A 25,444-nucleotide genomic window follows, 5' to 3' on the forward strand; every position below is an offset into this window, starting at 1 on the left:
CACTTCGACTCGCACACCAGGGCAGCGCAGAAGGGCTCGTGACCAGAGCGGCGACACTCGCCGAAATCGCGCGTGAGGCGGGGGGGGTTTACACCGACTGTTTCGAAAGTCGTCAACGGCCGCGCGGACGTCGCCCCCGCCACCCTGGAGCGGGTGGACGAGCTGCTGCGTCAGTACGGCTACCAGCGGCGACGCACCAACAGCGCCCCGTCGAGCCCATTGCTGGAGCTGGGGTTCCACGAGCTTGAGAGTGCCTGGGCCATGGAGGTCATCCGCGGGGGTCGAGAACGTGGTCCGCGACGAGGGAATGAGCGTCGCCCTGTCGGAGTCCTCGGGTCGGCTCAGTCTCGGGCAGTCCTGGATGGACGGGGTGCTCGCCCGACGCCCCACCGGCGTGGTCCTGGTGCTGTCCGGGCTCGACAAGGCCCAACAGGCCCAACTGACCAGCCGGGACATACCACGACGGATGATGTCCAGCCGCGCCCGGATTGACGGCTATCGGGCCGCCTTGGAGACGGCCGGCGGCACCTTCGATCCCTCGCTGATCCGCGAGGGCAACTTCCACCACGAAACCGGCTACTGGGTGAGCCTGGAGCTGCTGCGCCTCACGGACCGGCTCACCGCGATCTTCACCGGCAACGACCTGCAGGCGCTCGACCTCTACGAGGCCGCACGGGAGTTGGGCCTACGCATACCGGAGGATCTCAGCGTCGTCGGCTTCGACGACCTGCCCGTCGCCCGCTGGGTCGGCCCACCCCTGACCACCGTCTGCCAGCCGCTGACCGACATGGCCTAGGTCGCCGCGCGCATGGTGATCGACCTCGCCCGCAGCACCCACCATCCGCGCTACGCGTGGACCTGGCCACCAGCCTGGTCGAGCGCAGCAGCACAGCCCCAGCCCCCGACCACCATTGAGTCGCCGGGACCTTCGAAATTTCGAAAGCCCGTGGCGCATCACTCCGGCCGCGTACCGCAGAAGGCCACAGGTCCGGTCTGGGTGGCGCTGCCGGTCGTCACGTGCACGAACCAGGGCAGTGGAACGGCCGAGATCCGAGTACCGGTCGGCGATACGGCCATGGCCGCCAGTACCCCGCCCAGCGACCGCACGGACCGCTTGCAGGGTATGCAAAGCATGCGGGCCCTGCCCGTAGACGGGCAGGGCCCGCATCGGCGGCAGGCTGCCCCAGCCAGCCGGACAGGGCGGGGCGGCGGCCGGCGAGGCCGCGGTCGAGGTCCTTGCCGATCACCTCGCACAGCGGTGCCAGGACGTCGGCCGCGTCCGCGTCGGACCAGTGAGTCGGCACGGCTTCGAGCATCAGCTGCCCGCGCACGTGCGTGGTTGCGGCGAGGTCGTCAGCGGCCTGCCGCAGCGCGGACCGGCCGCGCGCCGCCAGGCCCGGACGGCCGGAGCAAGGGCGATCGGTCAGTGCCGCCCCGTCAGCTTGCGGGGAAGGCGAATGTGTAGCCCTGTTTGCTGAGCCATGGGAGCAACTGACGCAGGGCAGCGACGGTTTGGCTGCGGTCACCGCCACCGTCGTGCATGAGGATGATGCCGCCGGGACGCAGTTCCCGTTTCGCGGTGGCGAGGATCGAGCCAGTGCCGGGGCGCGCCCAGTCCCGGGGGTCGACGGTCCAGCCGAGCGGGCGCAGACCGGCGTGCACGGCTATCTGGCGGTTTTCGGAGCTGAAGTCGCCGCCGGGGGCACGGAACCATGTGACCTGGGTGTTTGGCCCCCCAGCCTTGATGATCATGTTCTTGGCCGCGGTGATCTCGTAGACCTGCTTCGCGTGCGGGAGGGTGCGCATCGGCTGGGGGTGATGCACGGTGTGGTCGCACAGCCTGTGGCCGTCGGCGATGATGCGCTTGACCATGGCAGGGTTCGCAGCGGCCCGTGTGCCGATCTGGCAGAAGGTCGCCTTGACGTGGTATTGCGCAAGCAGGTCCAGGATCTGACCGGTGGCCGGTCCCGGGCCGTCGTCAAAGGTGAGTGCCACGGTACGGCCGTCGGTCGCCGTGCGGTAGGCGATCGAGGAGCTCGGGGCGTGAGCCTGGGCGGCCCGCGCGCCGGCGCCGGATGCGGCGCTCGCGCTCGTACCCATGCCGGCCAGGGCGAGCGAGAGGACAACCGTGCAGCCGACAGCCGCGCGGCGCAACAGGGGTCGGACAGAGTTCGGGTTCCGCATGCGGTACTACTCCTGGCATCGTCGGCCATTCCGAGATGGCGATGTCGGGTCCCTACGACCATGACCGAATGTCCGACCGATATAAAGGGATCGAGGACATTTGCGCCTTTTGTCACAGATCATGCTTTTTGTGAGCCGGCTCACAATTCATTCTTCGTATTGCGATCCCTTTTCTCGGCCTTGACCCTTCCATTTCTGTCCGGCCCTCATCCGCTCATTCCGCTCGACATGCCTTCGGAGCCAGGCCAGCCGAGGAGGTGCCACCGGCGCCGCCCGGGCTGGCCGAGGATGGTGCATCGGTGCCGGAATCAGGGGCTGCGAGAGCGGTGAGGACGATCATCCAAGCGACGTCAGCCAGCCGCTTGATCAGGCGCGATCCGGCGGACGTCACCCTCAGAGAAAGCGAAGACGGCAGATGTTGCCGGCACGGACATCTGCGGCGTCAACGGTGAGGTCGGACTCCACCGGCTCGCCCGCGTGCAGCGCCCTCTCCCCCCGGCCCTGAACCGCTGACCGGCACGCGACGGGACCGAGCCCCTTGCCGTCCAGCACGACGCGGCCCACACTCCGCTGAGGGTCGAACCACTTCACCACTACCACAGGCACCTCACCACCCCCGCATGGTGGCCGGTGGTGATCGCAGAGCCTTCGCCAGCGCACAACCAGCGCCCAAGGGCGCGTCACCCGGCGCGCGGGACACAAACCCGGCACGCGCTCCAGCCACCGACACCCAGGCCCAGTTCAGGGGCGGCGTGTCCGTCGGGGGCCTATGCCCAGCGCCGCAGGTCCCGCGTCAGCTCAGCGAACCGCCGCGCGCGGAGGGAACCCTGAACAACCGGCGCCCGGGCGGCCAGGTCCATCCACGGCCATGTCGTCACGGCCCGCGGCACCGGGCCGAGGACCGGCACGGACCACACCGGCATCACGGCGCGGCCACGAACGGCCCTCCTGCGGGGCATCGGCCGGCACCGGGAGCAAGGGGCCGTCCGCGACCGCGGATCCGTCGTGGCGAGCGCAGGGGCTCGGATCCCAGGGTGGGCGGTGAGTTGGGGGAGCGGACGCGCCACGCGGCATCCGACGACCTACTTGAGTCCGACGACCGTCTTGAGCAGGTCCTCACAGGTGAACCCGGGATTCCAGGAGTCGTTGTGATTGAGTATGCGGTCGACGAAAGGGGTGTCGTCGGCGACGTCGCGGGTGGGCTCGTACTGGCAGAACTCCCGGTCCACGATGTGTTTGGAGTCGGTGGTCAGCAGAATTCCGCTGGAGGACAGGATGGTCTGCGAAGTGCCGTTGTCGTCGAGGACGTAGCCGACGAAGGTGTAGTGACCGTCGTGCTCGGCATTCAGATGTGGGAATTTCGCGTTCTGGTCGATGCCCTCCTGCGCGACCAGAGCCGGGGCGCCATCGAGAGTGATCACTTGGGCGGGCAGCCACATGCGGTCGTCGGACTGCTTGACCAATGACCACGTCATCAGGACGGCCACCGGGAGAAGGGTGTACGTCGCCACTCCCCACAGACGCCAGTGGCTGCGGACGGGCGCACCCGGCGTCTGAGCCAGATCCGGGTCGGTGGTGTCATCCGTGGCGCCGCCCGTCGTGCCCACCGCTGTTCCGTCCCGGCTCGGTCGCCGGGACGCGGACCGGCGACGCCAGGCACGGACAGCCAGCGCACGGCCGACATACAGCACGGCGAGCCAGGCGTAGATCCTGCAGAGGTCGACGGGCTGCCAGGTCCATTTGTTGTCGGCGTCGTAGAACTCTTCCAGGTAGGCGGTACTGATGAACGCCGCGAAGGTTCCTGCGAGCAGCCAGAGGGCCGGGCGCCGGTGGCCCCAGATGACGCGGCGAAGCCAGGAGCGGGGAGGGGATTCCGGGCGTTCGAGGAGGAGGCGCACCAGGAGGAACGCCGTCACCGCACCGCCGATCACACCGATGAAGCGGATGAAGGTGTCCAGCACCAGGGCGCTCACGTTCAGGGTGCCGAGCAGTTCCAGCATGGTCGTACGGTCGCCGTGAGCTATCAGATAGATCCGTGCACCGGCGATGAGTGTGGGCAACAGGCCGAGGAAGAAGAACAGGTACTCGGTGAGGCTGGCTTCGCCCTGCCCGGCATCGCCCCCCGCTGAGTGGTCCGGCCCCCGGGTCCGGCCGCGCGTCCGGGTTCCCGTGCGGGTCCGTGTCTGGTGTGATGTCCGTGCCGGCTGCTGCGGTGACAGATAAACCGCCGCCGGGTTCCCCGCTCGTCACGCCTGGCCCCCTCTTCGTCTGCCCAATTGTGCGCAGACGCCAACGTAGCCGGGGCGCGGCCGACATGGCCAGGTCCTGGACCCAGGCGCGCTACCGCCAGCCCGCACTGTAGGCGGCGGCCCTGGCCGCCGGTCTCGGGCAGTAGGCCTTCACCCTGTCGCCTGATGTCGGGGCTCGCCAGGGCCTGTTGCGGAAGTTGGCGGCCGGACTTCTGGGTAGCGTGGAATGCCCAGGTACACGCGGAAGTTGAGCACGTGATGACTCAAGATCCAGCACCCCGGTCCCTGTCCGACGGTGCAGGCTCCCTTGTGTCACCCTCCGGCGCGGCCGGATGCAGCGCGCCATGTCGACAGCCCCGGGGAAGTCCGTGGTGGTGACGGCCTGCGGCGTCGCCACAAGCGCGGTCGTGTCATTGAAGGGCGCATGCGTAACCGTGCCGGGCGGAAGGTGGCCGCACGACAGTTACGGCAAGTCGGTGGGGATGGGGGCGTGTCAAGCGGTCCGGGCCGGGCTCTGCGATGACAGTGACCTTGGAGAGCGGCACACACCGTCCGAGGGCGGAAGGCAGGACCGTGACGCAGGCCACTGCTCTACGAATCGCTCTGCTCCCGGCGGAGACCACCTGGTCGCTGATGAGCCGCATCACCGCCCGGTACGGAATGCCGGTCAGCGATCTGCGGGCGTCATGGCAGTGGAGAGACCATCCCCGCACTCCCTCATGCCGAGCGGCTGGCGGTGCCGGAGCGGCACAGCGGTGAAACGGCCCCGGCGGAGTGACCCGCCGGGGCCTGCCAGTCGGGCCGGCCAGCCCCACGGGTCCTCGTGGCATGTCATCCCCTCCCGTTGTTGCCTGTGCCACCCAGAGTCGAAAGCGCCTGAGGAACGTTCGGGTCACACCGGAAGCCCGTCAAACGAGTTCGTATGGTTCCGGGGCACCTGAGCAGGAGCAAGTAGCGGTCAGGGCCTCGCGGGAACAGTGCTCTTGGGTTGCCGTGGCGCACGTGCCCGCCCTCTCGCCTCAGCCCACCGGATCACCCGGCCGACTCAACGAACCCGCGCCCCCAAGGCAATGGGCGACCTGACGAACCGTGGACAACGGCGTGGGCTACCTTGCGGCTGAGGTCAGAGAGAGAACTCACGGGATGTCGCACATCAAGCTGCGCCGCCGCTTGGCCGGGAAGCGGCTCGTGCGCACCTAAGGCAAGGTCTGTGCCGCCGCAGGCGCCGCCGACGCCGTTGGCTGGGCCGTCACGCGTACCTGTTCTGGTGCTTCCCCAACCATGGTCGCCCTCGACCGACTCGAAACCCTCGTCCGCAACCGGCTCAAGCGCCTACGGTACCGGCCCGGCCCCCTCGACGGCTTCCTAGCCGGCACCGTCTGACCCTCGACACTCCAACGTCACCCTGACGAGCCGAAGTCAGTGGCTAGTTGGGAGTACTGGTGGGCTGCTCGCCCGTGATCGAGTCGTAGACCCTGCCGTACATGGAGTGCCAAGGGCCGTCGTACTCCCACGGCGATTGTGCAGCGGGGTTCGGCTGGTCGTCCGAGTCGTAGATGACCCTGCCGTTGTCGATAAGGGAGAAGTGGCAGGCGCCAGGGGAGACAATCCGGGTCGGATCGATGGCCTGCGCGTCGTGGAGGCCATCGGGGTAGGAATGCAGCTCGATCTTCACTACTGCCGAGCAGTAGCTCGTACTGAGCGTCCACTGCCCCTCGGCTGCCTGAGCCGAGCCGTTGGCCAGCACCACACTGCCGGCGACCATCGAGCCGACCATGGCAGCTCGCACCGCGCGCCGCCCCAATTTCCACTTCATGAGAATGCTTCCCCCTCCTGATGGCAGCCCTGGCTGGGCCGTTGGCAGTCCGCACGACAGCTTGCCTGTGTGCGGTCAGCCGGGTGAGTGAGTCCATCGCGAATCTAGGCTCGGCAACGCATCGCGTGGAGTGTCCGGTTGCACAGTGAAGGAGGGGTTCCGGTGCTGCTCTGCACAGTGAACCTCTCGGCCGTTCAGCAGCCGCTCATCGCCGCTCGCCCGACAGGCCTTTCAGCCGCCGGCGGGCGTGCGGGCAACCTCGACCGCTCCCCCATCGAACTACCCGGCGGCCCGCAGAGGTTCGGCGAGGCGGTCCAGCCGCGTGCAGAGCGCCCGTACGAGTCGAGCGCAGCTCTTGGCGCAGCGACCAGACGTCAAGGATCGGAACACGACATGAACCTGTTTGACCACGGCCATCGATTGCCTCGAAGGTCTCCACCGGCGACGACGTCCGCGCCGCCCAGGTCGAACTGAACCGGTTCGGCTACGGCCTCGCTGTCGACGGCAGATTCGGCTCCCTCACCGACAGCGCCGCCCGGGCCTTCCAGTCCGCACACGGCCTCGGCGTGGACGGCCAGAAAGGCCCGCAGACCCGGCAGACGCTCGTCGGCAGCTGACCGCCGAACCCCTCCAGTGGCGAGCGTGCGAGGCGGCGTGACCGCGACAGCCGTTCCTGGTTAGGAGGCCTGGCCATGACCGACCTGCAACACCAGCTCACCGGCCCCGCGGTCAACCTCGCCCGCATCGACGCCCACCTCTCCGACACACCGCGGGTGCGCACTCGCATGAGCCACTTGGCAGCACTTCGCCCCGCCCACCAGGCCGGTACAACTTGCACCGACTGCACAGCGGCCTCGGCTATCGCAGTCCCGCCGATTGCGAGGCCGCCCCGGCGGCCTGACGACCACATCGATGGTGTCCGTCAAAGCGGAAGAAGGCTGGCCACCAGACGCAGACATCGCACGCTGGCTCTGCTGCTCAATTCAACTGGGCTCGGGGATCGTTGATGCGCGAGGGTGAATAGCCCGATTCTTGACGCTCTGGTGGTGAGGCTGTGGGCACGGGAAGCACTGACGAAACAGATGCTCAGGAACAAGGAGTTGCGGTCGGCGGATGCGGCGTGGGCGGCGCCTTGGCCGGCCGAGGCGCTTGGAGACCCCTTGCCGTGTTGCAGGCCGTTAGCCTGTCGGTATGTCAGAGCGTGTCATGCCCGGTCGCACGGACGGCCTGATCACCCTGGGTGCCGCGGACGCTCTGTGGGTCGATCTGACGGCCGACAGTGCTGTGCCGACGGCTTCTGGGGCGTTCACCTGGTCTCCTGCCCATGCCCGGGCTGGATACGTCCTCCTCGGCAACCACGTGGTGGCGACGGTGAGCGCGAGCGACGGTCAGTGGAGAGTTCCGGAAGTTGAGGTACGCCGGGCGGCCGCGGAACTGAACGCGGTTGCGATGGACGAGCAGGACCTGGTCCGCATCGGTCCGTTTCACGGGACACCGAGGCAGGAGTACAACGAGGAAACGCCGCTGCGTTGGCGCCGGCGCATCACGCGGGAACTGCAGGGGATGGGCGGCCCCGAGCGGGCAGTCCGACGTGAAGACGGCCGACCGTACCATCTGGCGGGGATCGACTGGCGGCGGATACTCGTGGAGCGGATTCGCGACGGGACGCGGCGGACGTGGTGGCTGCCGCGCGCTGTGGTCAGGCTGCTGGATGCGGCCGAGCACGCCGAAACGCAGTGGGTGCAAGCCGCGCGGACCCGCCAGGCAAGCGCAGCCGTCACCGAGCCGCCCTCCCGCCTCCGGCAGGCCCAAGACGCCGACGGCCGGCAGACGACGAGCCCCGAGTGCTCAACCGCCAGTCTGCGCCCGTACAACGGAGAGCTGGAAGGCCAGCTGTACTCGGTCCTCAGCAGGAAGCCCGGCACCTCCCGCCGGGTGGCCGGGTGGGCGTGCGCCGTCTGCCGCACCGCGCCCTCCACCGTCCTCGACCATTGCCACGAACACGGCTACGTCCGCGCCCCCGTCTGCCAGTCCTGCAACACACTGGAACGCCCCGACCACCTGTACAGCAACGACATCCGCGTGGCGAACCGCTACACACGCCTCTTTGCCACCGACACCGACGACTGGCTCCGCCACTGGCACCGCTGCCCCGGCTGCCGCGCCCGCACCACCCTGCCCCTGCCTCACCTCGCCGCATGGACCGCCCACATAGCCTGCCGATCGCTGCGCCCGACCCACCGCGCCCCGCGCGGGCGCAAGCCCTGCGGCGTGCTGCGCGTGTCCTGGACGGGCAGTCAGAACGCGCCCCGTTCCTGCCTGCTCACGGTCGCCGTCGACTTCTGCCCCTCCGGCGAGCACCGTGTCCTGGCACAAGTCCCCTACCGCGAAGCCGCCGAGCGGTTTCGCATCTGGTTGTCCGAGACGGCCCCCGCCGTGGCCGCCGCGGCCGGACCCGACCGCGTGGACGGCCTCCCCACCCAGATCCGGCCAGTCATCGCGGACACCAGCGGCGAGGGCCTGGCACTGTTCTGAGCGGGCGCCCGGTCGTGCGGGCCGGATTCCGGTACCCCCGCTTTGGTCGGTTTGGGTCGATGCCCTCGGCCTTGAGGATCTCCCAGGCGACGGAGGCGGCGATCTTGACGTCGAGGGTGGCGAGTTCGCCGTGCACCCTGCGGTAACCCCACGACGGGTTCTCCCGTACCAAGCACAGGACCAGCGCGCGGATCGAGCGGACGGTGGGCGGCCGTCCGGGCCGCTTCGGCCGGCAGATGCGGGCGTGGCGCTGCTTCATCGGGTCGCGGTGCCAACGCAGCACCGTGTCAGCCGGTCCGTGCCAAGCTGCCGTTCGAGGACGGTGATCTGGTGGCGCTGGGCAAGGAACTCCACGTCCTCGTCGTGGTCCCTCATCGGCAGCAGCCGCAGTGCGGCGAAGACGTTGATGACGGTCGGGTAGGGCAAGACGAGGTAACACGAGGGTCATCCTGCCGCACCACCGAACAGGTTCCTGAGCTGCATAGACGACATTCTCGGCAGGCACAGTACCCCACCCGACCAGCAAGATCCCCCTGATTGCCGCCCATCAGGTCGCCGACCACGGCGAGAAGATCGCCCTTCTCCAGCTGGGCCGCGTCCCCGTGGAATTTCCGCCCCGCCGGACGATCTCGTCCGCCAACTCGTACGACGCCGACCATGACCCGGGACGGACGAGGGTTCCGGCAAGGACAGGGCCGGGGCAGGACCGTACTACCTGCTCTTGATTTGTACGCGCTTGATGTTCACCGGCAGCGTCGGAAAGCCGTCTCCCGGCCCGTTCTGGTCGTCCTCACCGCCCGCCGCGATCTTCTGGAGCACGTCGAGGCCCGCGGTGACTCTGCCGAACGGCGTGTAGGCGGGCGGAAGTTTGGTGTCCTTCCAGACGAAGAAGAACTGGCTTCCGTTGGTGTTGGGCCCAGCGTTGGCCATCGCCACCGTCCCGGCAGGATAGGTCGCCCCGGTCAAGTTCTCGTCGGGGAAGGAGTAACCGGGTCCGCCGCTCCCAGTGCCGGTCGGGTCGCCGCACTGGAGCACGTAGATGCGCGCGGTGGTGAGCCGGTGGCAGTGCGAGCCGTCGAAGTAGTCGTGCTGGGCGAGGAACCTGAAGGAATACGTGGTGCAGGGAGCCTTGTCGGTCAGTGCCCGGAAGGTGATCGGGCCCTGGCCGGTGCGCAGCGTCGCACTGTACGGTTTGGCGGCCTTCACCGGGTCGAAGACCGGTATCCCCTTGAAGTTGTCTGCGGGAACGGCCGGCGTGTAGGTGCAGGCGGCCGACGGCGCGGCAGGGGGCGGGGTGTCGGCCGCGGCCTGTGTCGCGGTGCCGAGGAGGAGCAGGGCGGAGGCGGCGAGCAGGGCGCTTGGCTTACGGAGCACGAGACGGTTCCCTTCGGGTCAGCACCGTACGGGCGTGTCATGGCCGCCTCATACTGCCCGCCCCACCGTCCCGGTGAAACCCGCGCGCCGGGCACCGCCCCCATGTGGCAGTCCTCGAAGACCGGGCGCCCGCGCAGGAACTCCGCGGACTGGACGACGAGGAGGGGCCCGCCCGTACCCGAGAACGTCGGCTGCATGTTGGTGTAGACGTGACGGCCCAGCCCCCAGCCCTCAGCCCACGGCCACGGCCACGGCCACGGCCATCATGTCGTCGGCCTCGTGAGCGTTGTCCTCCCTGACGACGACGGACACCCGCACGTGCGGGCCGACGTTGCGGACCGCGGCCATGCCCTTCCGGAAGTTCCGGTAGGCGCTCCTGCACTGGGTGAGTTCGTCGAGCGATTCCTCCGTCGCGCCGTACAGGCTGACGACGACGCGGTACGGCGACCAGTCCCGGGGCAGCCGCAGCAGATCCCGCTTCAACAGTCGGGAGGCGTTGGTCGAGACCGTGAGCACCATGCCCTGGCGAACGCGCAGCGGTAGACGCCCTCGAAGTCGGGATCCACGGTCGGCTCACCGCCCGCGATCTGGAGCCGCAGGACCAGTACGTGCGCCCGAAGTTGCAGTAGAGGTTGATCTCGCAACTCGCCCGCGCGAAGCCGAGTTCGGTCGACGTGCGCACCAGGAGCGCCGACCCGGCGGCCCTGCCCTCCAAGTCCAGGCCCCAGGCATCGGCGGTGGCCTCCACCAGCCAGCCAGGCACCCGGTCATCGGCCCGGCGCGCACCTCCTCATACAGTTCGGCCGGCAGACGCACGCAAGCGGTACTGCCCGGCCGCACGGCCAGGTAGCCATCCAGCAACGGGCGGACGATCAGGTCGTGCACGGTCCCTCGACTCACGTCGATTGGTGCGACGGTCACGGCCAGGGCGGGTGGTGTGACGTCCCGGGCCCCGCCGGGGGCTCGGGTGTGACCGCCCGCTCCGGGCCGTCGGCGGATGCACGGATCACGGTCCGGGCCCGGCGCGGGAGCGGAGTCGGCTGAACCGGGAAGGGTGTGACGTCCCGGCCCGGCTCAGCCGGGGTTTACAGGAAACGGAGCAAGACGACGGTCAGGGCGAAGAGCACGCCCGCGAGGCACCACGTCTGCCACCGGGCCTACCACCAAGGCCCGCTGTGGCGGGGCCGGCCCTGGCGGCGTCACAGCCGGCTTTCCGGGGTGATCGGGGCGGGGATGCCGAGCGCGTCCGGGTCGGTGGTCCACTTCGTTCCTCCGCCCTCCGGTAGCAGCCACGCCGCCAGGCGCGGGCTCGTGCCCTCGGGGGCGATGGCGCTCAGAGTTCCGCGCGTCGCCGCGGCTGTCGTCGGTGCGCGACCGCCCCAAGCTGATGCCGCCCCTGCGCGCGATCTACACCGCCCCGACCGAGCGGCCCTCGAAGCCTTCGCCGCCTCCGAACTGAGTGAGCGCTACCCGTGGCTCCCGAAGACACCGCGAAACGACATCCGCAGACGCTCAGACGGCCAGACTGCCGCAATTCACCCCGTAGCGCACCGCAAGGGCAGGCACGAGGAACAACGCCAGCGACCAACGCAGCCCGCCCCCGACGGTCGTCAACACTGCACCGGCGACCGCACGCCCGGGAAACCGGGACGCGGCCACCCGTGCAAGGCGCTGCGCGAGGCGGGGCGGGGTCACACGTCAGCGCCAGTACGGGCTCGAACGCCGCAGCCACGTACGCATCGAAGACCCCCATGCCCGGTTCCCCGGCCTCTCGCCCTGATAGCGGCCTGGCCCCCGCGGGCCTGACGCTGAATGGTCGAATTCTGGAGCCCTGGGTTCCCTGGCGGACCGTCGAGTCCGACGGGGAAGTCTGTGCACCGGCCGCCTGAGCTGCCCACCCCGCCGGTCCGTATGTGGCCAGGCCCACGCCGGTGGCGGGCAGGTGTCCGCCGGTGGTGTGCACGTCGGCGACTGTGCTCTCGTGGTACTGGGCCAGACCATGCGCCGGGGTCCGTTCGAAGACCGGCTGGTCGCCCGCAGAAGGGTTCGCGGGTGACTCCCCCATCGGCTGCGCTCGGGGCGCATGTGGCCTCAAGGACGTGCACGGTGATTGCATGAACACTGCGACAGCTGAACCCTGCGAACCGCTCCAAAGCCGTTTGCCGGATTCCGCGCGCATTCGCGGTGCGTGCCGCCCTGGGGCCTTGCCTGTGCGGCAGACGTGGTTGCGGCCCCTTGCTCACCGTTCGGAGAGACGCCATGACAGGTGCGCCTGACAGGTTACGAGTGGCCACGGTGCGAGCCCTCAGCCTTGTCCTCCTTACCTCCGCGGCAGTGACCGGCGCGCTGCTGCATCCGAACCCCGCCGTCGCGGACCGTGCGACGGCCGCACACGGCACAGACTCACCCTCCGGCGGGCACGAGCCGACGCCTCCAGGAGCACACGGCGAGGTCGTCCCCAGGGAGGCGTTTGAACCCGCCGCTCCCACCCTGCCGCGTGACGGGTGGACCACCACCGTCAGCGACGAGGACACCCGCGAGGACAACCACCACGCCCAGGAGCCACAGCCACACAGCATCACGATCGACATGCACCGCACCGCCGTCGTCTCGGGACTGGTCTACCAGCCGCGCCAGGACGGCAGCCCCAGCGGCCGGATCGGCGAATACGCCATCTACCTGAGTGCCGACGGCACTACCTGGGGGAAGCCCGTAGCCACGGGAACCCTGGCCGACGACGCGGCTGTCAAGAAGCTGCGGTTCGCCGCCGGACGCACCCGCTACGTGCGGCTGACCGCCACCTCCGAGGCCGGCGCGCGCGGGCCGTGGGACTCGGCGGCGGAGATCAACCTGCTCGGCGATCCAAGCACGCCCGGACCCGGCGTCGACCTGCCGCGCGACGGGTGGACCGCCACCGCCGACAGCGAAGAGACCCAAGCGGGTGACGGTCGCGCCCAGAACGCACTGGACGGCAACCCCGGCACCATCTGGCACACCCAGTGGTCCGGTGACACCCGACCGCTGCCGCACAGCATCACCATCGACATGCACCGCACCGCCGTCGTCTCAGGCCTCTCCTACGAACCACGACTGGACGACAGCGCCAACGGCCGCATAGGCCAGTACTCGATCACCACCAGCACGGACGGCACCGCCTTCGGGAAACCGGTGGCAACCGGGACCTGGAAGGACGACGACACCGTCAAGGGCGCCACGTTCGACCAGCCCGTCACCGCGCGCTATGTCCGTCTGACGGCCATCACCGAGGCCGGCGGCCGCGGGAGTTGGTCCTCAGCCGCCGAACTGCGCCTGAGTGGTCCGGCCAACCCCGCTGAACACGGCGCGTGGGGCCCGCTGATCGGCTTCCCGCTGGTGCCGGTGGCGACCGCCGTACTGCCCAACGACAAACTCCTGGCCTGGTCCGCCTACGCCCCCGACCGCTTCGGCGGAAGCAACGGCTACACCCAGACCGCCATCATGGACCTGACCACCGGGAAGATCACCCAGCGCCGCGTCGACAACACCAAACACGACATGTTCTGTCCCGGCACCGCGATCCTCTCCGACGGCCGGGTGCTGGTGACCGGCGGCAGCAACGCCGAGCGCGCCAGTATCTACGACCCCGCCACCGACGAGTGGACCTCCACCAGCGACATGAACATCGCGCGCGGCTATCAAGCCATGACCCCGCTCCCGAACGGCGACGCGTTCGTCATCGGCGGTTCCTGGGGCCGCGACAACGCCCCGGACAAGGGCAGCGAGGTCTGGTCGGCCGCTACCGGCACCTGGCGCACCCTGTCCGGCGTACCGGTCTCCCCCACCCTGACCGCCGACCCGGCAGGCCCCTACCGGGCAGACAACCACGAATGGCTGTACGCCACGTCCAACGGACGAGTCCTGCAGTTCGGCCCCAGCAAGCAGCTCAACTGGATCTCCACCGATGGCGAGGGCGGCATCACCCCGGCCGGCACCCGCGCCGACAGCCTCGACGCGATGAACGGCGATGCCGTCGCCTACGACGTGGGCAAGCTCCTCACCCTGGGCGGCGCCACCGCATACGAGAACGCGACGGCCACCAACCGCGCCTACGCCGTCGGCGTCAAAGGCCCCGACGAGGCGCCTGCCAGCGTCCGCACCGGCGACATGGCCTACGCCCGCTCCTTCGCCAACAGCGTCGTCATGCCAGACGGAAAGGTCGCGGTCTTCGGGGGACAGTCCTACGCCAAGCCCTTCAGCGACGGCCACTCCGTCCTGAGCCCCGAGATATGGGACCCCGCGACCGGCCGCTTCACGCCCATGGCAGCCATGGCGCTCCCCCGTAACTATCACAGCGTCGCCAATCTGCTCCCCGACGGGCGGATCTTCACCGGAGGCGGCGGCTTGTGCGGCGACTGCGAAACCAACCACGCCGACGGAGCGATCTTCACCCCGCCCTACCTCCTCAACCCCGACGGCAGCGAAAAGCCCCGCCCCCACATCATCAGCAGCGTTCCCACCGACGTCGCACACGGGCAGCGGCTGACGGTGACGACCGACATGCCCATCGACAAGTTCGCCCTGGTCCGAGCCGGAGCCGCGACCCACTCCGTCGACAACGACCAACGCCGAATTCCGCTGACGCCCCGCAAGACCGCAACCAACACCTACGAACTCGACATCCCGGCCGACCCCGGCGTGGCACTTCCCGGCACGTACATGCTCTTCGCACTCAACCAGCAGGCCGTGCCCAGCAAAGCCGCAATCCTCACCGTCAACTCCGCAGGCACCCGAGGAGCGCAGCGCTAGGCAGGCCGTACCGGTGCCGCCGTCGGTGCAGAACCGCGCCGACCGCCACCACACGCCGTACTGACTACGATCGGCCCATGCGAGGGGGACCAAGAGCCTGAACGCCGCTGGTGTCCGGGAGCCGGGGTTGCGTGAGGACTACGACCGTCAGCGGCAGCTGGTGCGACGCTTCCGGCGCACCGCATACCTGGCGGCCAGGCTGCTGCTGCCTCGGCCGTTGCTGGCGCATGTGGTGGCGGCGACCGCCGTGATGCACCACGGGGACAACATCCTGGACACCGCGCCCCTGTCACAGCGGGCGGGAGCCGGTTCTCCCGCAGAGCCCACATCACCGGCCGGTATCCACCAAAGCGTGCATCGAAAGCGCGCCGACGGCCCGGGCGGGGTGATGCCCGGGCCGTCGTTGATGTTCCTCATATGGGTATTGCTGTCAGCGGTGTCGGTCAGGAGGCCAGCGAGGTCCGGACAGCGCCCGAGCCATGACCCCGCGCGCCCTTCCCCAGTGGTGAACGCGGAGATCCGCGCGCTCATGCTGCACGCCGGCGGCCACCTGAAACCACAGGACCGGCCCACCCACCAGGGGCTCGTCGCCGAGTGGGCGCTCGCGGTACGTGACGAGGTCGTCGAGGCCGCATGACGAAAAGCCCCGCCGCCAAAGCGGCGGAGCCATCTCGCGCGATCAGGCCGCACCCTCCTGCCACGGCCAGCGGGCGTCCCGTCCCCTCTCCAAGAGAGGGATCATCCGGAAAGCATGGTCCGTGAGGCCACCGAAGGCGTGCCGGTTCCCGCTCCCGGTCGGCGCCGTCCCGGCCCGGTAGCCGGCCATGTTCCACATGTAGACCGGCACGTTCCTGGGTACGAGGTCGTCGATCTCGGTCTCGCGCATCCCGCCGTATCCGTGGGCGTTGGATGGGAACCAGCCCGGCCGGGTCTGCTCGTCGGTGACAACGACGATCCGGTCGTGCCCGTCGAAGTGAGCCTTGACCGCTGAGGGGATGTCCGTGCCGTCGATCTGCCCGAACTTCTCGATCAGCCGCAGCACGCTCCCGCCCTTCGGCACGTCCACCCGTGCGCTGCGCATGCCGAACTCCACCAGCGTCGGGTCCTGCGCCCGTACCGCGAGCGCGGCACCGAACACCGCAGCCTGCTCGGCGAGCGGGATGTCCGACTTGTTCGGCGTCGAGAACCCGTACCCCGGGAACATCGACGGCGACCGGTCCACCAGGATCAGCGTCCGGCCCCCGAGCCGCGGCACGTTCGACAGTGAGTGGTTCAGTGCCTGCTCCAGCGCGTGCCCCCACCGCAGCGACGGGGCGTGCTTGTACGCCGCCCACCACCGGAACGGGAACATCCGAGACCTACGCACCTCCTCCGGGTCAGCAAAGCGCGCCACCACCCGAGCGGCTACAGCATCGGAGACGGCCGCCTCGTCGAAGTTCCTCAGGTTCCGTGCCAGCGCCATCACACCCATGGACGGAATCACGGCCTCCCACGCCACCGCGTCCATCGGGCCCTGGAGCCAGCCTGCCAACGACTCCCACGTCATCCCGGCCGCCGCCAGACGCTCCGCGCCATCCGAAGCCGTCACAACTGCACGCCGCTCCTGCACAGGCAGCGCCAGCAGCTCCTGCCGCGCCGTCAGCATGCGGTTCGACGCCGGCGGGACCGCATCGTCCGGGTTGTGCCGCCGGTCGAGCGCGTACTGAAACAGGTCTCCCTGCCACGGCTTCTCGGGGGCCGGGGCCGCATGCACGAGGTTGAGCACGTCACCGAAGCGGTAGCCCTTCGACGCGGTGTCGTACTTCAGCAGCGACTTGCCGTTGTACAGCCGCTGGACCGCGTCGGCGATGCCTCGCTTCACCGGCTTCGGTAGCCGGCGCCCGTACTTCGTCGTCCAGTAGCCGAGCATCTCGCCCGGCTCGTCCGCTCGCTGGAGTACCGAGGCGATGACCGCGCGGTTCGAGTACGGGACTGCTCCGTCGATCGCGGCCGGGCCCGGGATTCGGGCGACGGCCTGTTCGGCGTCGAGTCGGGCCTTGACGAACTCGGCGGCCCCGACGAGCGCGGCCGACCGCATGTTGCCCTCGCCGCGCAGCCAGCCGAGCAGGCCTGCGGTCCACGCCGGGTCCTCGACGGCGAGTTGGCGGACGAGACGCTCGAACCGGTCGTCCCGCTCCTTCGCGTTCTCGTAGAAGGTGTCCGCGAGGAAGTGGGAGATGGCGAGCACGAACAGCTCGGACCGCGCGTCGCGGAGGTGGCCGGTGGCGCCTTCGTGGGTGCGGGTCGTCCCGCCGGTCGTGGTGACCGGGGACGCGGTCGTCGGCCGGGCGGTGCGGGTGTTGAAGCGCGACACAAAAGCCCCTCACTATGGAGGGGAAGCGCAAGCAGTGGGCGCCCGAGATCGGAAGTCGGCTGCGGACCCGTTGGCTTGGGCCGCTCGCCCACACCAGCCGTGCAACTGGCGGCGGGATTCGAACCCGCGAGGATTTGTGAATCCAGAAGTATCCGCTGCCTGCGCACCGGGCGCCCCCGATGCTTGAGCCTCCCGAGATCAAGACGGCTGCGGTTCTGCGGGGTTCGATCCCCGCCCACCGAGGTGGTTCTGCCAAAAGAAGTAACCGCGGCCTGCGCACCGGGAGGTGCAGAAGTCTGAAGTTGTAGTCCAGAGGTCAGAGTCGGCGACGGCTCACAGACTGATGCTCTACCCATTGAGCTACCGGCCAACGCTGTTGGCCAGACGGGACTTGAACCCGCAACCCTCAATTCCAAGAAGGATCCGTTGCCTGCGCACCTGGACGACCCCACTGTAGCTCCTGCGTCAGATCGACGCATGCAATAACTCCCCGCTGCAACGCCGTTGAGCTGGGCCGGGGCTATGCAGGGAGCGTGTCGACTCAGTCGGCATCGTCGTCCGGAGGCCAATCCGGCTGGACGAACAGGCCCTTGTGGCGCAAGCGTGGCAACCGACTCACCGGTGCGCGGGCCGGTGGCGGCCGACCGTGCGACGGCGGCGCCGTCCCGACCCGCGGGAACGGCGACGGGATGGGGCAGGAGTCTCCTACGGATGAACGCGGCGCCCACCAGGAACACCGCGGCCTGCGTATCGCGATCTCGGGAGAACTCACGCGACGCCCCCGGCCGGCAGTCATCGTCCACAACGCCCACCTGCTGCGCAACAACGCCCTCCACTGCCTCTACCGGCTCTGGGACTTGTTCCAGGAGCACGAGCCACGCCTGCCGTCATCCTCGTCGGACCCGAACAGCTCAAGACTGCCCTGGACCGGCCCGCGCGTGCGTGCCAGAGGCCCGTCGGTAGGCAGCGGCCGAGGCGAGGGCGTGGATCAGGTCGGGGTTGTGGCGCCGGCGTCCAACTGCCGCTCGATCTCGGCGGCCGGGAACGGCGTCTGCTTGCTCTCGGTGAACAGACGATGGAAGAAGGTGTCCATGACGACGGTAGGGCGTGCGTGCCGGTCGATGATGGCCGTGATCTCGGGCGGGATGTGGCCAGGTCGCCGGCCCGCGATCCAGTCGTGCAGGAAGGCTTCGCGTTCCGTCTCACCGCGGACGCCGTCGAGCACGTGGTATTGGAGCAGGTGGCTCGCGGTGTAGCAGTGGTCGAATACGAAGTGGTCCGCGAGGAAGTCGGACTCGTCCGCCGTAAGGTCGAAACGGGAGCTCAGGGCGAGTCCGAAGTCGGCGAAGTAGAGCTGGCGGCCATCGGTCAGGATGTTGTCGAAGTGAGCATCGAAGTGGACGAGGCCGCGGGAACTCATGAAAGCGGCTCCTTCCATCAGAGCTTCTTCCACCCAAAGGAAGGGCGAGCCGTCCCCGCCTCCCGGCGCGTCGGTTTTGCGGTGATCGACCAGCCATCCGGCGAGTGTGTGCGGCACGTGCTCCAGGAAGACCACCAGGCTGTACGAAGACTGGCCGATGGCTTCCAGCCGGTCACGAACGGCGGGTGATCCCTCCCAGTGTGCAACTGCCCTTTCCAGGCCCCCGAACTCGTCGGTGAATCCTTCGGGAGGGGAGTCAGGCAGAACCCGCCAGTGGTACATCAGAGGGAATCCCGCATACTCGCCGCCGAGAACCCAGTTCGTGGTCATGGCGTGCACGGCAAGCTCCCGCCAGGCACCGAACCCGGCCGAGCCCACGCCGTACTGGTAGAACATCGGCAGTTCGAAGACGTTCGCCGTCGACCGCACGTTCTCCGGGCGCAATTCGATGTCCGTCAATGGGATCCGCTTGACGAAGACGCGCGTTCCGTTGATGTCCAGCTCTGCCGACCTGCCGCCGATGCCCGACCCGAGCGGGGTAGCGGCTGCCACGGCCTCCCCGAGCCGGTGGTCGCTCAGCAAGGAGAGCTGAGTGCTCACGGTCCCGTAACCAGCCAAGCGCGCGGTACGCAGGAAATCGTGGCCCAGCATCGACGGCTCCTCGGTGCCCGAACCAGGGCTTCGGCAATCCCACGTACGGCACCGACCTTACGCCGAAAGATCAGCCACTCTCAGTTCGGCACCTTCGCCGCGAAAGCTGACACGGAGCGGGAGAACATCCAGGAGTCGACACCGAAGTTGGGCGGGTGCGAGGACGCAGCCGAGCCGCTCAACCCCATTGCACAACATCTGATAGCCGCCCCCGCCCGTAGCGGCGACCTGCCCACCGGCGGACAGGTAGTACCCGGCGCCCATACGGATCGGGTCGATGTCCTCCAGCGGCACGAACGCGTCGATCTCGATCGCCATCGCCGTCGGCAGCGGCAGCGGCAGATTGCTCAACTCCTCGTGCGTGATCGGGATGACCCGGTCCCCGGTCAGCTCGTACCCCTTGCCGATCTCGGACTGGGCGACCTCGCGATCCTCCAGATTCAGGTGGTACTGGTGAAAGCGCACCCTGTGTTCTTCGGTCGCGCTCACTACGTTGATCGGAAGCAGGGTCACTAGACCAAAGCTGATGGCGCCTGGACATAGGGTTCGGGGCATAGGTAGACGGTCTCAGGGCTGACTGCACGTCAGCAGCACTTGTGCAGCATCCCTGAGACTCTCGCTGCTCAGCGCCTCGTCTCGTACCTGGTCAGGACCACGCCGCCGGGAAACGACCGCGTCTCCACCAGGTTCAGGTTCACCCAGCTGTCCAGCGCGGTGAAGAACGGCGTGCCGCGGCCCACCAGGACCGGATGGGCGGCGATCACGTACTCGTCGATCAGCCCGGCGCGCATGGCCGCCCCGGCGAGCGTTGCGCCGCCGATGTTCATCGGGCCGCCGTCCTCGGCCTTGAGCCGGGTGATCTCGGCGATCGCGTCGCCGGTGACCAGGCGGGTGTTCCAGTCGACCTTGTCGATCGTCGAGGAGAACACCACCTTCGGCGTGTCCCGCCAGTTCCGCGCGAACTCGATCTCCGCCGGGGTGGCGTTGGGCTGCTGGTCGCCGGTCGGCCAGTAGGAGCTCATCGTCTCCCACAGCTTGCGCCCATACAGCGACAGGCCACTCGCCTGCTCGTGGTCGAGCCACCACTGGAACAGCTCGTCGCTCGGCGGTCCGCTCCAGCCGATGTCGTCGCCGACCGCGGCGATGTAGCCGTCCAGGGTCACGTTCATGCCGTAGATCAGTTTCCGCATGGCCCAGCCTTCCGTCCGTGGGTGTCCGGCGTATGGACTCAGCGTGGTGTACTCGGCCGACTCGGACAAGCCGCCTGATCTCGACCTCGCCCTTGCGGGGAATGCCACGGATTTGAGACTGATCATGGATGACAAGGCCTTGAGGCAGCCAAGAACGCCCAGGTCACGCAAGATCGACATGCCGCGAGCGGCGAAACCCCGCAACAAACTACGGACGGCTCCGGCGTCCCGCATGCGCGCTCCCGGCGCGCGCCGCGCCCTGGGAGCATGACGGAGACGCCGCAGGTCGTCGTCTACCCGCCAGCCGAGGACGGCGGCAGGCGCGTCCGCGTCGCCAGCCGCTTCGTGGGCATGGCATACACGCTGTACGACATCGTCGAATTCCTGCGCCGAGCCGGATCCGAAGACGTCGAGCCCGCGGACGTGGCGAGCGCGGACTGGGTGGAGTGGTGGGGTGCCGGTCCGGACGTGTGGGCGCCGCCCGGCACGTGACGCGCTCAAGCATCATCACGAGCAGGGAGCAGCCTGGCTCCTGACGACCGGCGCATTGTCGGCGGCCCTGCGCGGCGGCGGCGCCGACGCGCGATTCCCGCGAGCGCGCCCCGATCCCCAGCCGCGCCCACGCCCACGCCGCCCATCGCAACACCCACCGCAACGCGGGGCCTTACGAACCGAAGTGACTCCCCTGCGATCGGTGTCCGCAGCCTTGACTCCAGCCGCCACTCGCGCGCACCACCAAGGCCGCCGCATCCTCCAGAGCAGCCGCGTTCGCGTCCGTACTCGGTCTGGTGAAGACACCGGGATCCGAGAACCGCTTCGGGCTCCGGAGACCATGGAAGCGCAGGTGGCGGAACCGGGCCTGGCCGTGGTGGAGATCGCAGCCACCGATGACGAAACCGCACTCGCCGTCCAGGAAATGCTCGCCGCACGGTCGTGCGTTCCGCGTAATTCGCCGCATCTAGAGCAGATAGTAGTCCTGAACTGCGGAGACGCCCCCGAATGGCCTGTTGGGGCGTTTCTCTAGGCATAGAGAAACGGCCAGGTCAGAGAGGTGGCGATGTGCGCCAAGGCTCCAGCAATGCAGCGAAACATGACCGCCCAAATCCCAATCATTAGGGGCAAGTTGACGATTCTTGTGCCGGGCGAGGCACCGCCCCTCTATCGTGGCTCCCGGCTTGATCGGCCAGGCGCCGCCCGGCAGCCCGATGGCGTCGGATCCAGGACCTGCCCTGACCTGCGAGAACGTCAAGCCCTAGAGGAACGGCCTGCAGCGCCCGAAGAGGAGAAGCTGCAGGCCAGTAGGCGTGCCGTGGCTCTATGAGCTCCGAATTACGCATAACGCAGGACGGTGCGCGGCCGCACCGGCGGACCGTATAAATCGTCAGTTTTAGACATCACGGCCCATTCCCAGACGAACCGCCGTCAACAAACCATCGCTAGGGGTCCCCTGGGCCCAGGCCCAGAGGACTTCGTGGTCAGCGGCGGTAGTACGGCAGCGACGAGCCGGATGCGGTCGCGAGTACGACTTCCGTGCCGAGGCTGTTGCCGCTGTCCTGGTACATGGACAGTTGGCCGTCGGACCAGCGCACGAGGTAGTCGTTGGACCGGTTGTCAGTGCTGGTGAAGTTGCCCGCCGTGGTCAACGTGGCGTGGGTCCACAGCGTGCTCGGGGCCCGCAGTCGCACCTCTCCGTGGAAGCCGTACTGGTTGATGTCCGGGTACAGGGTCAGTTCGCCGTCGGACCAGCGGACCACTAGGTCTGACTCGGTGTTCCCGGCGAAGTCGGCGGCCGTGAGGGATGTGGCGTGTGTCCAGGTGGAGTTGGCAGGGTTGAGCCGGACCTCGCTGTGGAGGCCGGTGGAGTTGAGGTTCTTGTAGAGCGTGGTCTCGCCGTCGGACCAGCGGACGATCAGGTCGTCGGGCCAGTGGTCGTCGGTGGTGTAGCGGCCCGCGGTCATGGCGACCTCGTGCTGCCACAGCGTGCCCGGCTTGGCGAGTGTGATCTGGCTGTGCAGGCCGTGCGCGTCGACGTCGGGGAAGAGGGTGAGGCTGCCGTCGCTCCAGCGCACCAGCAGGTCGTAGGTGTTGGTGCCCGTGAAGTCGCCGGCCGTGATGGAGACGGCCTTCGTCCAGGTGGTATTGGCCGCGACGAGCTGTATTTCCTTGTCGAACCGTCCGTTGCCACCACCCCGGTACAGCGTCAGCTCGCCGTCCGACCAGCGCACGATCTGGTCGCTCTTGTCCGGATCGGGCGAAGGTGAGGGCGTGAAGGAGCCCGAGGTGACGAGGGTGGCATGGGTGAGTGTGGAGGCGCCGGGCAGCACATTGGGACGTGCGGGGGCGGTGCCGGCGACCGCCGCCTGGTACAGGTTCTGGACGTCGGAGCCGTAGGAGGGGCTGTAGGAGACGTCGTCGGTCGGTCCGCCGGTGTCCCAGCCGCCGATGCTGCCGACCACGTCGCCGGTGCCGGTGGTCGGGTCGAAGTTCTCCAGGAACGGGCTGCCACTGGTGCCGGTCGCGAAGCCGTTGCAGGCGATCCGGAGGTACGAGCCGGGGGTGCCGTCGGTCGGGGTGTACTGCGTGGTGTTGTTGTCGCAGGTCAGGGGCTGCGCGGCGGTGCCCGGGTAGCCGACCAGCCGAATGCTGGGGAAGGCGTAGCCGCGGCCGGTGGCCAGGTTGTTGCCGCCCACCACGTCCTGCACCTGCTTGCCGTCGCTGCGTGCGCCGACCTGGGCGAACGCCACGTCCCACGGGGCGCCCTGGACGTGTCCGCGGTCGTAGTAGCGGGGATCGACCCAGACCCGGCTGCGGCCTTCGGAGTCGGTGGCGACGGGGAAGATGCCGTACGGCTGGGGATTGGCCGCGGTCCACTGGGGGACGAACGCGAGCGAGCCGCCCCCTGCCCGCCCGTCCATGCAGTGCCCGGCGGTGAGCACGATGTTGTGGTGCGGGCTGTTGATGACGCTCGCGGTGCAGAAGTAGGAGCCGCTGCTGGTCTGCATGTACATCCGGCCTACCATCGGCAGCCCCCCGAAGTAGGAGCTGACGGGACCTGTCCCGCCCGTGCTCGTGGGGGACGGGCTGGGCGAGGCGGTGGGGCTCGCCGAGTCCGACGCGCTGGGGGAGGTGCTCGGAGAGGCGGACGAGGTGTCCGTCGGGGCGGCGGTCGGGGTGTCCGTAGCGGTCGCGGAGGGATCCGGGGTCGAGGTGTCGGTGGGTGTGTCCGTCGGGCCCGCGGTGGCGCTCGGCGTGGTGTCCATCGGAGCCTCGCGCAGGTCCTGGGCGTTCAGACCACCGGTCCTCGGCGGCTTGACGAGCCCCTGGAGTGTGGGGTGGGCGACCTTGCCCGCGGTCCGCGGTTTGCCGTCCGGAAGCGGCTTTGCTTCTGCCATGCGCTGGACGGTCCAGAACCGCTTGGCCGCAAGGCCTGTCCAGTGCGGCGCGGCAGCGGGAAGACGCGGGGCGGTGTCCGGTATCGCGGACGTGTACGCCGGAGGGGCGTTCGTCGCGCCTGCCGTATCGACCGAGACGACGAGGGTGCCGGCCAGCGCGGCGATCGCACCTACGGCCGCCACGAGAAAGGCACCGCGCCGACTCGCACGGTGCCCTGCAGTTCTGCTCACTTTTGGGCTGAATTCCCCCCACTTGGCGTGACTCTCCGCCACGCAGGCGATAGGACTAGCAGAGAGTACGGCACTGCCGCTCGGCGATCGAACCACAGGGCGAATTTGCCTGGGTGATGACTGGCGGCCGGTGCCGGCTCCCGGACGCACAGCGGGATCGGGGTGAGACGGCGCACGCGAACGCCTGCTGGTGGAGGCCGTGGGAGTGCAGCGCACGTGCATGGTCCGCCCGCCCGGCAACGCGAGCCGTTCAGTGCGCCGTTCGCAGCGAGAGCGGAGAGTCGAACAACCCTGGGCTCGCGCCTCTGCCATTACCGGTCGTGCGGCACGTGGGGCCGCGGCTGCGATGCCGGGGCCGCCGACCAGTGCGCGTCGGCGTTTTGTCGCGGCTCGACGTGTCGTAACTCGTCTGCCGGCACCCAGAACCAAAGGCCGTCGTTTGGGTCGCCTGGCGGACCAGAGGAAAGTGCCAGCGATGTGGAGTCCAGCCAGGTAGACGGTCACGGTCGCACGTCCTGTCGGACGCGAACGGACTGCCCCTTCTCGTCGGCGTCCCGGCAGGTACTTCAAACCCCTGCGCCTCCACGCGGACAAAGCCGACGACCGCCAGGACCTGCGGAAATGGTTACGAGGCAAGCGCATTGGAGTCCGGATCGCCCGCAAAGGCATCGAATCCAGCGAACGGCTGGGCCGTCACAGGTGGGTGATCGAGCGGACGATGTCGTGGCTGTCCGGCTACCGCAGACTCAGCCCCCGCTACGAGCGCGATCCCCGCAACTACCTGGCCTATCTCGGTCTCGCCGCAGCCATATGCTGCTACAAGCGACTTGTCCGCCTCACCACCTAGGACACGGGCTAAAGCGGGTGTCACAAGTTCGAACCGTGTCGGGGCACGGACGCTCAAGGGGCGCCGAGGGCTACTGCGGGGCGCCGGCTCCTTGACCGCGAACGCCCGTGGGACGAAGATCCTCCTGCCGATAAAGGAGTTGTGATGCTGCGGTTCATGGACTGGTCCGTGGTCGCGATGGGGTGCGCGCTGGTCTTCATGAGTCTCGCTTTCCGGTGGTGGGAGCGGACCGAGATTCGGAAGGGAAAGAGTCCCTATCAAGGCATGCGGTTCTTTCGGGCATGGCTCCCTCTGCTCATGGGCCTGGGGATGATCAGCGCCAGGCTGCCGAGCCTGTTGCTAGCGCCCCACCCTGTCGTCATGATCATGGACACTCTCAACGGCGCGCTGGCGGTCACGGTGCTCGTCTTGGTGCTA

At 68.7% G+C, this 25,444-nt stretch carries 16 protein-coding genes and 6 pseudogenes; 10 read left to right on the plus strand and 12 right to left on the minus strand.

Annotation, left to right across the window (positions count from 1 at the left end):
• The first annotated feature begins 38 nt into the window (after positions 1–38).
• Positions 39–915, plus strand: a pseudogene (locus AC4OXY_RS01860) (LacI family DNA-binding transcriptional regulator).
• A gap of 45 nt (positions 916–960) precedes the next feature.
• On the opposite strand, the pseudogene AC4OXY_RS01865 reads toward AC4OXY_RS01860, so the two are convergent.
• From AC4OXY_RS01865 to AC4OXY_RS01875, 3 genes and pseudogenes are all read right to left on the minus strand, one after another.
• A pseudogene (locus AC4OXY_RS01865) lies at positions 961–1,134 on the minus strand (MFS transporter); the annotation flags it as partial.
• A 303-nt stretch (positions 1,135–1,437) separates the two neighbouring features.
• Positions 1,438–2,028, minus strand: a complete 591-nt coding sequence (locus tag AC4OXY_RS01870) for a polysaccharide deacetylase family protein (RefSeq protein ID WP_356025107.1) — start codon at positions 2,026–2,028, stop codon at positions 1,438–1,440.
• 1,238 nt (positions 2,029–3,266) lie between these two features.
• Positions 3,267–4,244, minus strand: coding sequence for a hypothetical protein (locus tag AC4OXY_RS01875; protein ID WP_491992963.1), 978 nt, complete (start codon positions 4,242–4,244; stop codon positions 3,267–3,269).
• Positions 4,245–5,711: 1,467 nt separating this feature from the next.
• On the opposite strand from AC4OXY_RS01875, the pseudogene AC4OXY_RS01880 reads away from it, so the two are divergent.
• Positions 5,712–5,842, plus strand: a pseudogene (locus AC4OXY_RS01880) (IS630 family transposase); the annotation flags it as partial.
• A gap of 17 nt (positions 5,843–5,859) precedes the next feature.
• Here AC4OXY_RS01880 and AC4OXY_RS01885 read toward each other — a convergent pair.
• On the minus strand, positions 5,860–6,249 hold the full coding sequence (locus AC4OXY_RS01885; RefSeq protein ID WP_362822646.1) for a hypothetical protein: 390 nt from the start codon (positions 6,247–6,249) through the stop codon (positions 5,860–5,862).
• A gap of 419 nt (positions 6,250–6,668) precedes the next feature.
• Here AC4OXY_RS01885 and AC4OXY_RS01890 point away from each other — a divergent pair, with 419 nt between their 5' ends.
• Positions 6,669–6,866 carry a peptidoglycan-binding domain-containing protein gene (locus tag AC4OXY_RS01890; RefSeq protein WP_356025110.1) on the plus strand — a complete coding sequence of 66 codons (198 nt, stop codon included), beginning with the start codon at positions 6,669–6,671 and terminating at the stop codon, positions 6,864–6,866.
• Positions 6,867–7,440: 574 nt separating this feature from the next.
• A complete protein-coding gene (locus tag AC4OXY_RS01895; RefSeq protein ID WP_491992964.1) occupies positions 7,441–8,784 on the plus strand; it encodes an endonuclease domain-containing protein in 1,344 nt (447 codons plus the stop codon).
• A gap of 52 nt (positions 8,785–8,836) precedes the next feature.
• Here AC4OXY_RS01895 and AC4OXY_RS01900 read toward each other — a convergent pair.
• The 3 genes and pseudogenes from AC4OXY_RS01900 to AC4OXY_RS01910 form a co-directional block, all read right to left on the minus strand.
• Positions 8,837–9,159, minus strand: a pseudogene (locus AC4OXY_RS01900) (integrase); the annotation flags it as partial.
• A gap of 336 nt (positions 9,160–9,495) precedes the next feature.
• A complete protein-coding gene (locus AC4OXY_RS01905) occupies positions 9,496–10,158 on the minus strand; it encodes a peptidylprolyl isomerase (protein WP_491992965.1) in 663 nt (220 codons plus the stop codon).
• A gap of 231 nt (positions 10,159–10,389) precedes the next feature.
• The gene (locus AC4OXY_RS01910) at positions 10,390–10,677 is read right to left on the minus strand and encodes a hypothetical protein (protein WP_491992966.1); all 288 of its coding nucleotides are present in this window, start codon (positions 10,675–10,677) and stop codon (positions 10,390–10,392) included.
• Between the two features lie 1,159 nt (positions 10,678–11,836).
• Here AC4OXY_RS01910 and AC4OXY_RS01915 point away from each other — a divergent pair.
• The 3 genes and pseudogenes from AC4OXY_RS01915 to AC4OXY_RS01925 form a co-directional block, all read left to right on the plus strand.
• A pseudogene (locus AC4OXY_RS01915) lies at positions 11,837–11,964 on the plus strand (ArsR family transcriptional regulator); the annotation flags it as partial.
• Positions 11,965–12,492: 528 nt separating this feature from the next.
• Positions 12,493–14,943 (plus strand): galactose oxidase family protein, encoded by a 2,451-nt coding sequence (locus AC4OXY_RS01920; RefSeq protein ID WP_491992967.1) that lies wholly within the window; start codon positions 12,493–12,495, stop codon positions 14,941–14,943.
• Positions 14,944–15,445: 502 nt separating this feature from the next.
• Positions 15,446–15,580: a hypothetical protein gene (locus tag AC4OXY_RS01925; RefSeq protein ID WP_356024835.1), complete on the plus strand. Its 135-nt coding sequence runs from the start codon at positions 15,446–15,448 to the stop codon at positions 15,578–15,580.
• A gap of 42 nt (positions 15,581–15,622) precedes the next feature.
• Here the strand turns inward: AC4OXY_RS01925 and AC4OXY_RS01930 are convergent, their stop codons facing one another.
• The 4 genes from AC4OXY_RS01930 to AC4OXY_RS01945 all read right to left on the minus strand — a co-directional run bounded on the left by AC4OXY_RS01930 (position 15,623) and on the right by AC4OXY_RS01945 (position 20,557).
• Complete coding sequence (locus AC4OXY_RS01930; protein ID WP_491992968.1) at positions 15,623–17,296, minus strand: TROVE domain-containing protein; 1,674 nt, start codon at positions 17,294–17,296, stop codon at positions 15,623–15,625.
• 988 nt (positions 17,297–18,284) lie between these two features.
• Complete coding sequence (locus tag AC4OXY_RS01935; protein WP_491992969.1) at positions 18,285–19,367, minus strand: protein kinase family protein; 1,083 nt, start codon at positions 19,365–19,367, stop codon at positions 18,285–18,287.
• 57 nt (positions 19,368–19,424) lie between these two features.
• Positions 19,425–19,856: a Ku protein gene (locus tag AC4OXY_RS01940; RefSeq protein WP_491992970.1), complete on the minus strand. Its 432-nt coding sequence runs from the start codon at positions 19,854–19,856 to the stop codon at positions 19,425–19,427.
• 134 nt (positions 19,857–19,990) lie between these two features.
• Positions 19,991–20,557: a dihydrofolate reductase family protein gene (locus tag AC4OXY_RS01945; protein WP_491992971.1), complete on the minus strand. Its 567-nt coding sequence runs from the start codon at positions 20,555–20,557 to the stop codon at positions 19,991–19,993.
• 267 nt (positions 20,558–20,824) lie between these two features.
• Here AC4OXY_RS01945 and AC4OXY_RS01950 point away from each other — a divergent pair, with 267 nt between their 5' ends.
• On the plus strand, positions 20,825–21,049 hold the full coding sequence (locus tag AC4OXY_RS01950) for a hypothetical protein (RefSeq protein ID WP_402066458.1): 225 nt from the start codon (positions 20,825–20,827) through the stop codon (positions 21,047–21,049).
• 340 nt (positions 21,050–21,389) lie between these two features.
• The gene (locus tag AC4OXY_RS01955) at positions 21,390–21,581 is read left to right on the plus strand and encodes a DUF6207 family protein (RefSeq protein ID WP_491992972.1); all 192 of its coding nucleotides are present in this window, start codon (positions 21,390–21,392) and stop codon (positions 21,579–21,581) included.
• Between the two features lie 451 nt (positions 21,582–22,032).
• Here AC4OXY_RS01955 and AC4OXY_RS01960 read toward each other — a convergent pair whose 3' ends face one another.
• A complete protein-coding gene (locus tag AC4OXY_RS01960) occupies positions 22,033–24,132 on the minus strand; it encodes a trypsin-like serine peptidase (protein ID WP_491992973.1) in 2,100 nt (699 codons plus the stop codon).
• Positions 24,133–24,665: 533 nt separating this feature from the next.
• On the opposite strand from AC4OXY_RS01960, the pseudogene AC4OXY_RS01965 reads away from it, so the two are divergent.
• Positions 24,666–25,027 (plus strand): annotated as a pseudogene (locus AC4OXY_RS01965) (transposase); the annotation flags it as partial.
• Positions 25,028–25,444: the final 417 nt, after the last annotated feature.

Source organism: Streptomyces sp. HUAS MG56 (assembly GCF_058673395.1).

Coding starts and splice junctions, on each gene's coding strand:
- AC4OXY_RS01955 (WP_491992972.1), top strand. CDS start 21,390: ATGGAAGCGCAGGTGGCGGAACCGGGCCTGGCCGTGGTGGAGATCGCA.
- AC4OXY_RS01945 (WP_491992971.1), bottom strand. CDS start 20,557: ATGCGGAAACTGATCTACGGCATGAACGTGACCCTGGACGGCTACATC.
- AC4OXY_RS01895 (WP_491992964.1), top strand. CDS start 7,441: ATGTCAGAGCGTGTCATGCCCGGTCGCACGGACGGCCTGATCACCCTG.
- AC4OXY_RS01910 (WP_491992966.1), bottom strand. CDS start 10,677: ATGGTGCTCACGGTCTCGACCAACGCCTCCCGACTGTTGAAGCGGGAT.
- AC4OXY_RS01885 (WP_362822646.1), bottom strand. CDS start 6,249: ATGAAGTGGAAATTGGGGCGGCGCGCGGTGCGAGCTGCCATGGTCGGC.
- AC4OXY_RS01950 (WP_402066458.1), top strand. CDS start 20,825: ATGACGGAGACGCCGCAGGTCGTCGTCTACCCGCCAGCCGAGGACGGC.
- AC4OXY_RS01935 (WP_491992969.1), bottom strand. CDS start 19,367: ATGCTGGGCCACGATTTCCTGCGTACCGCGCGCTTGGCTGGTTACGGG.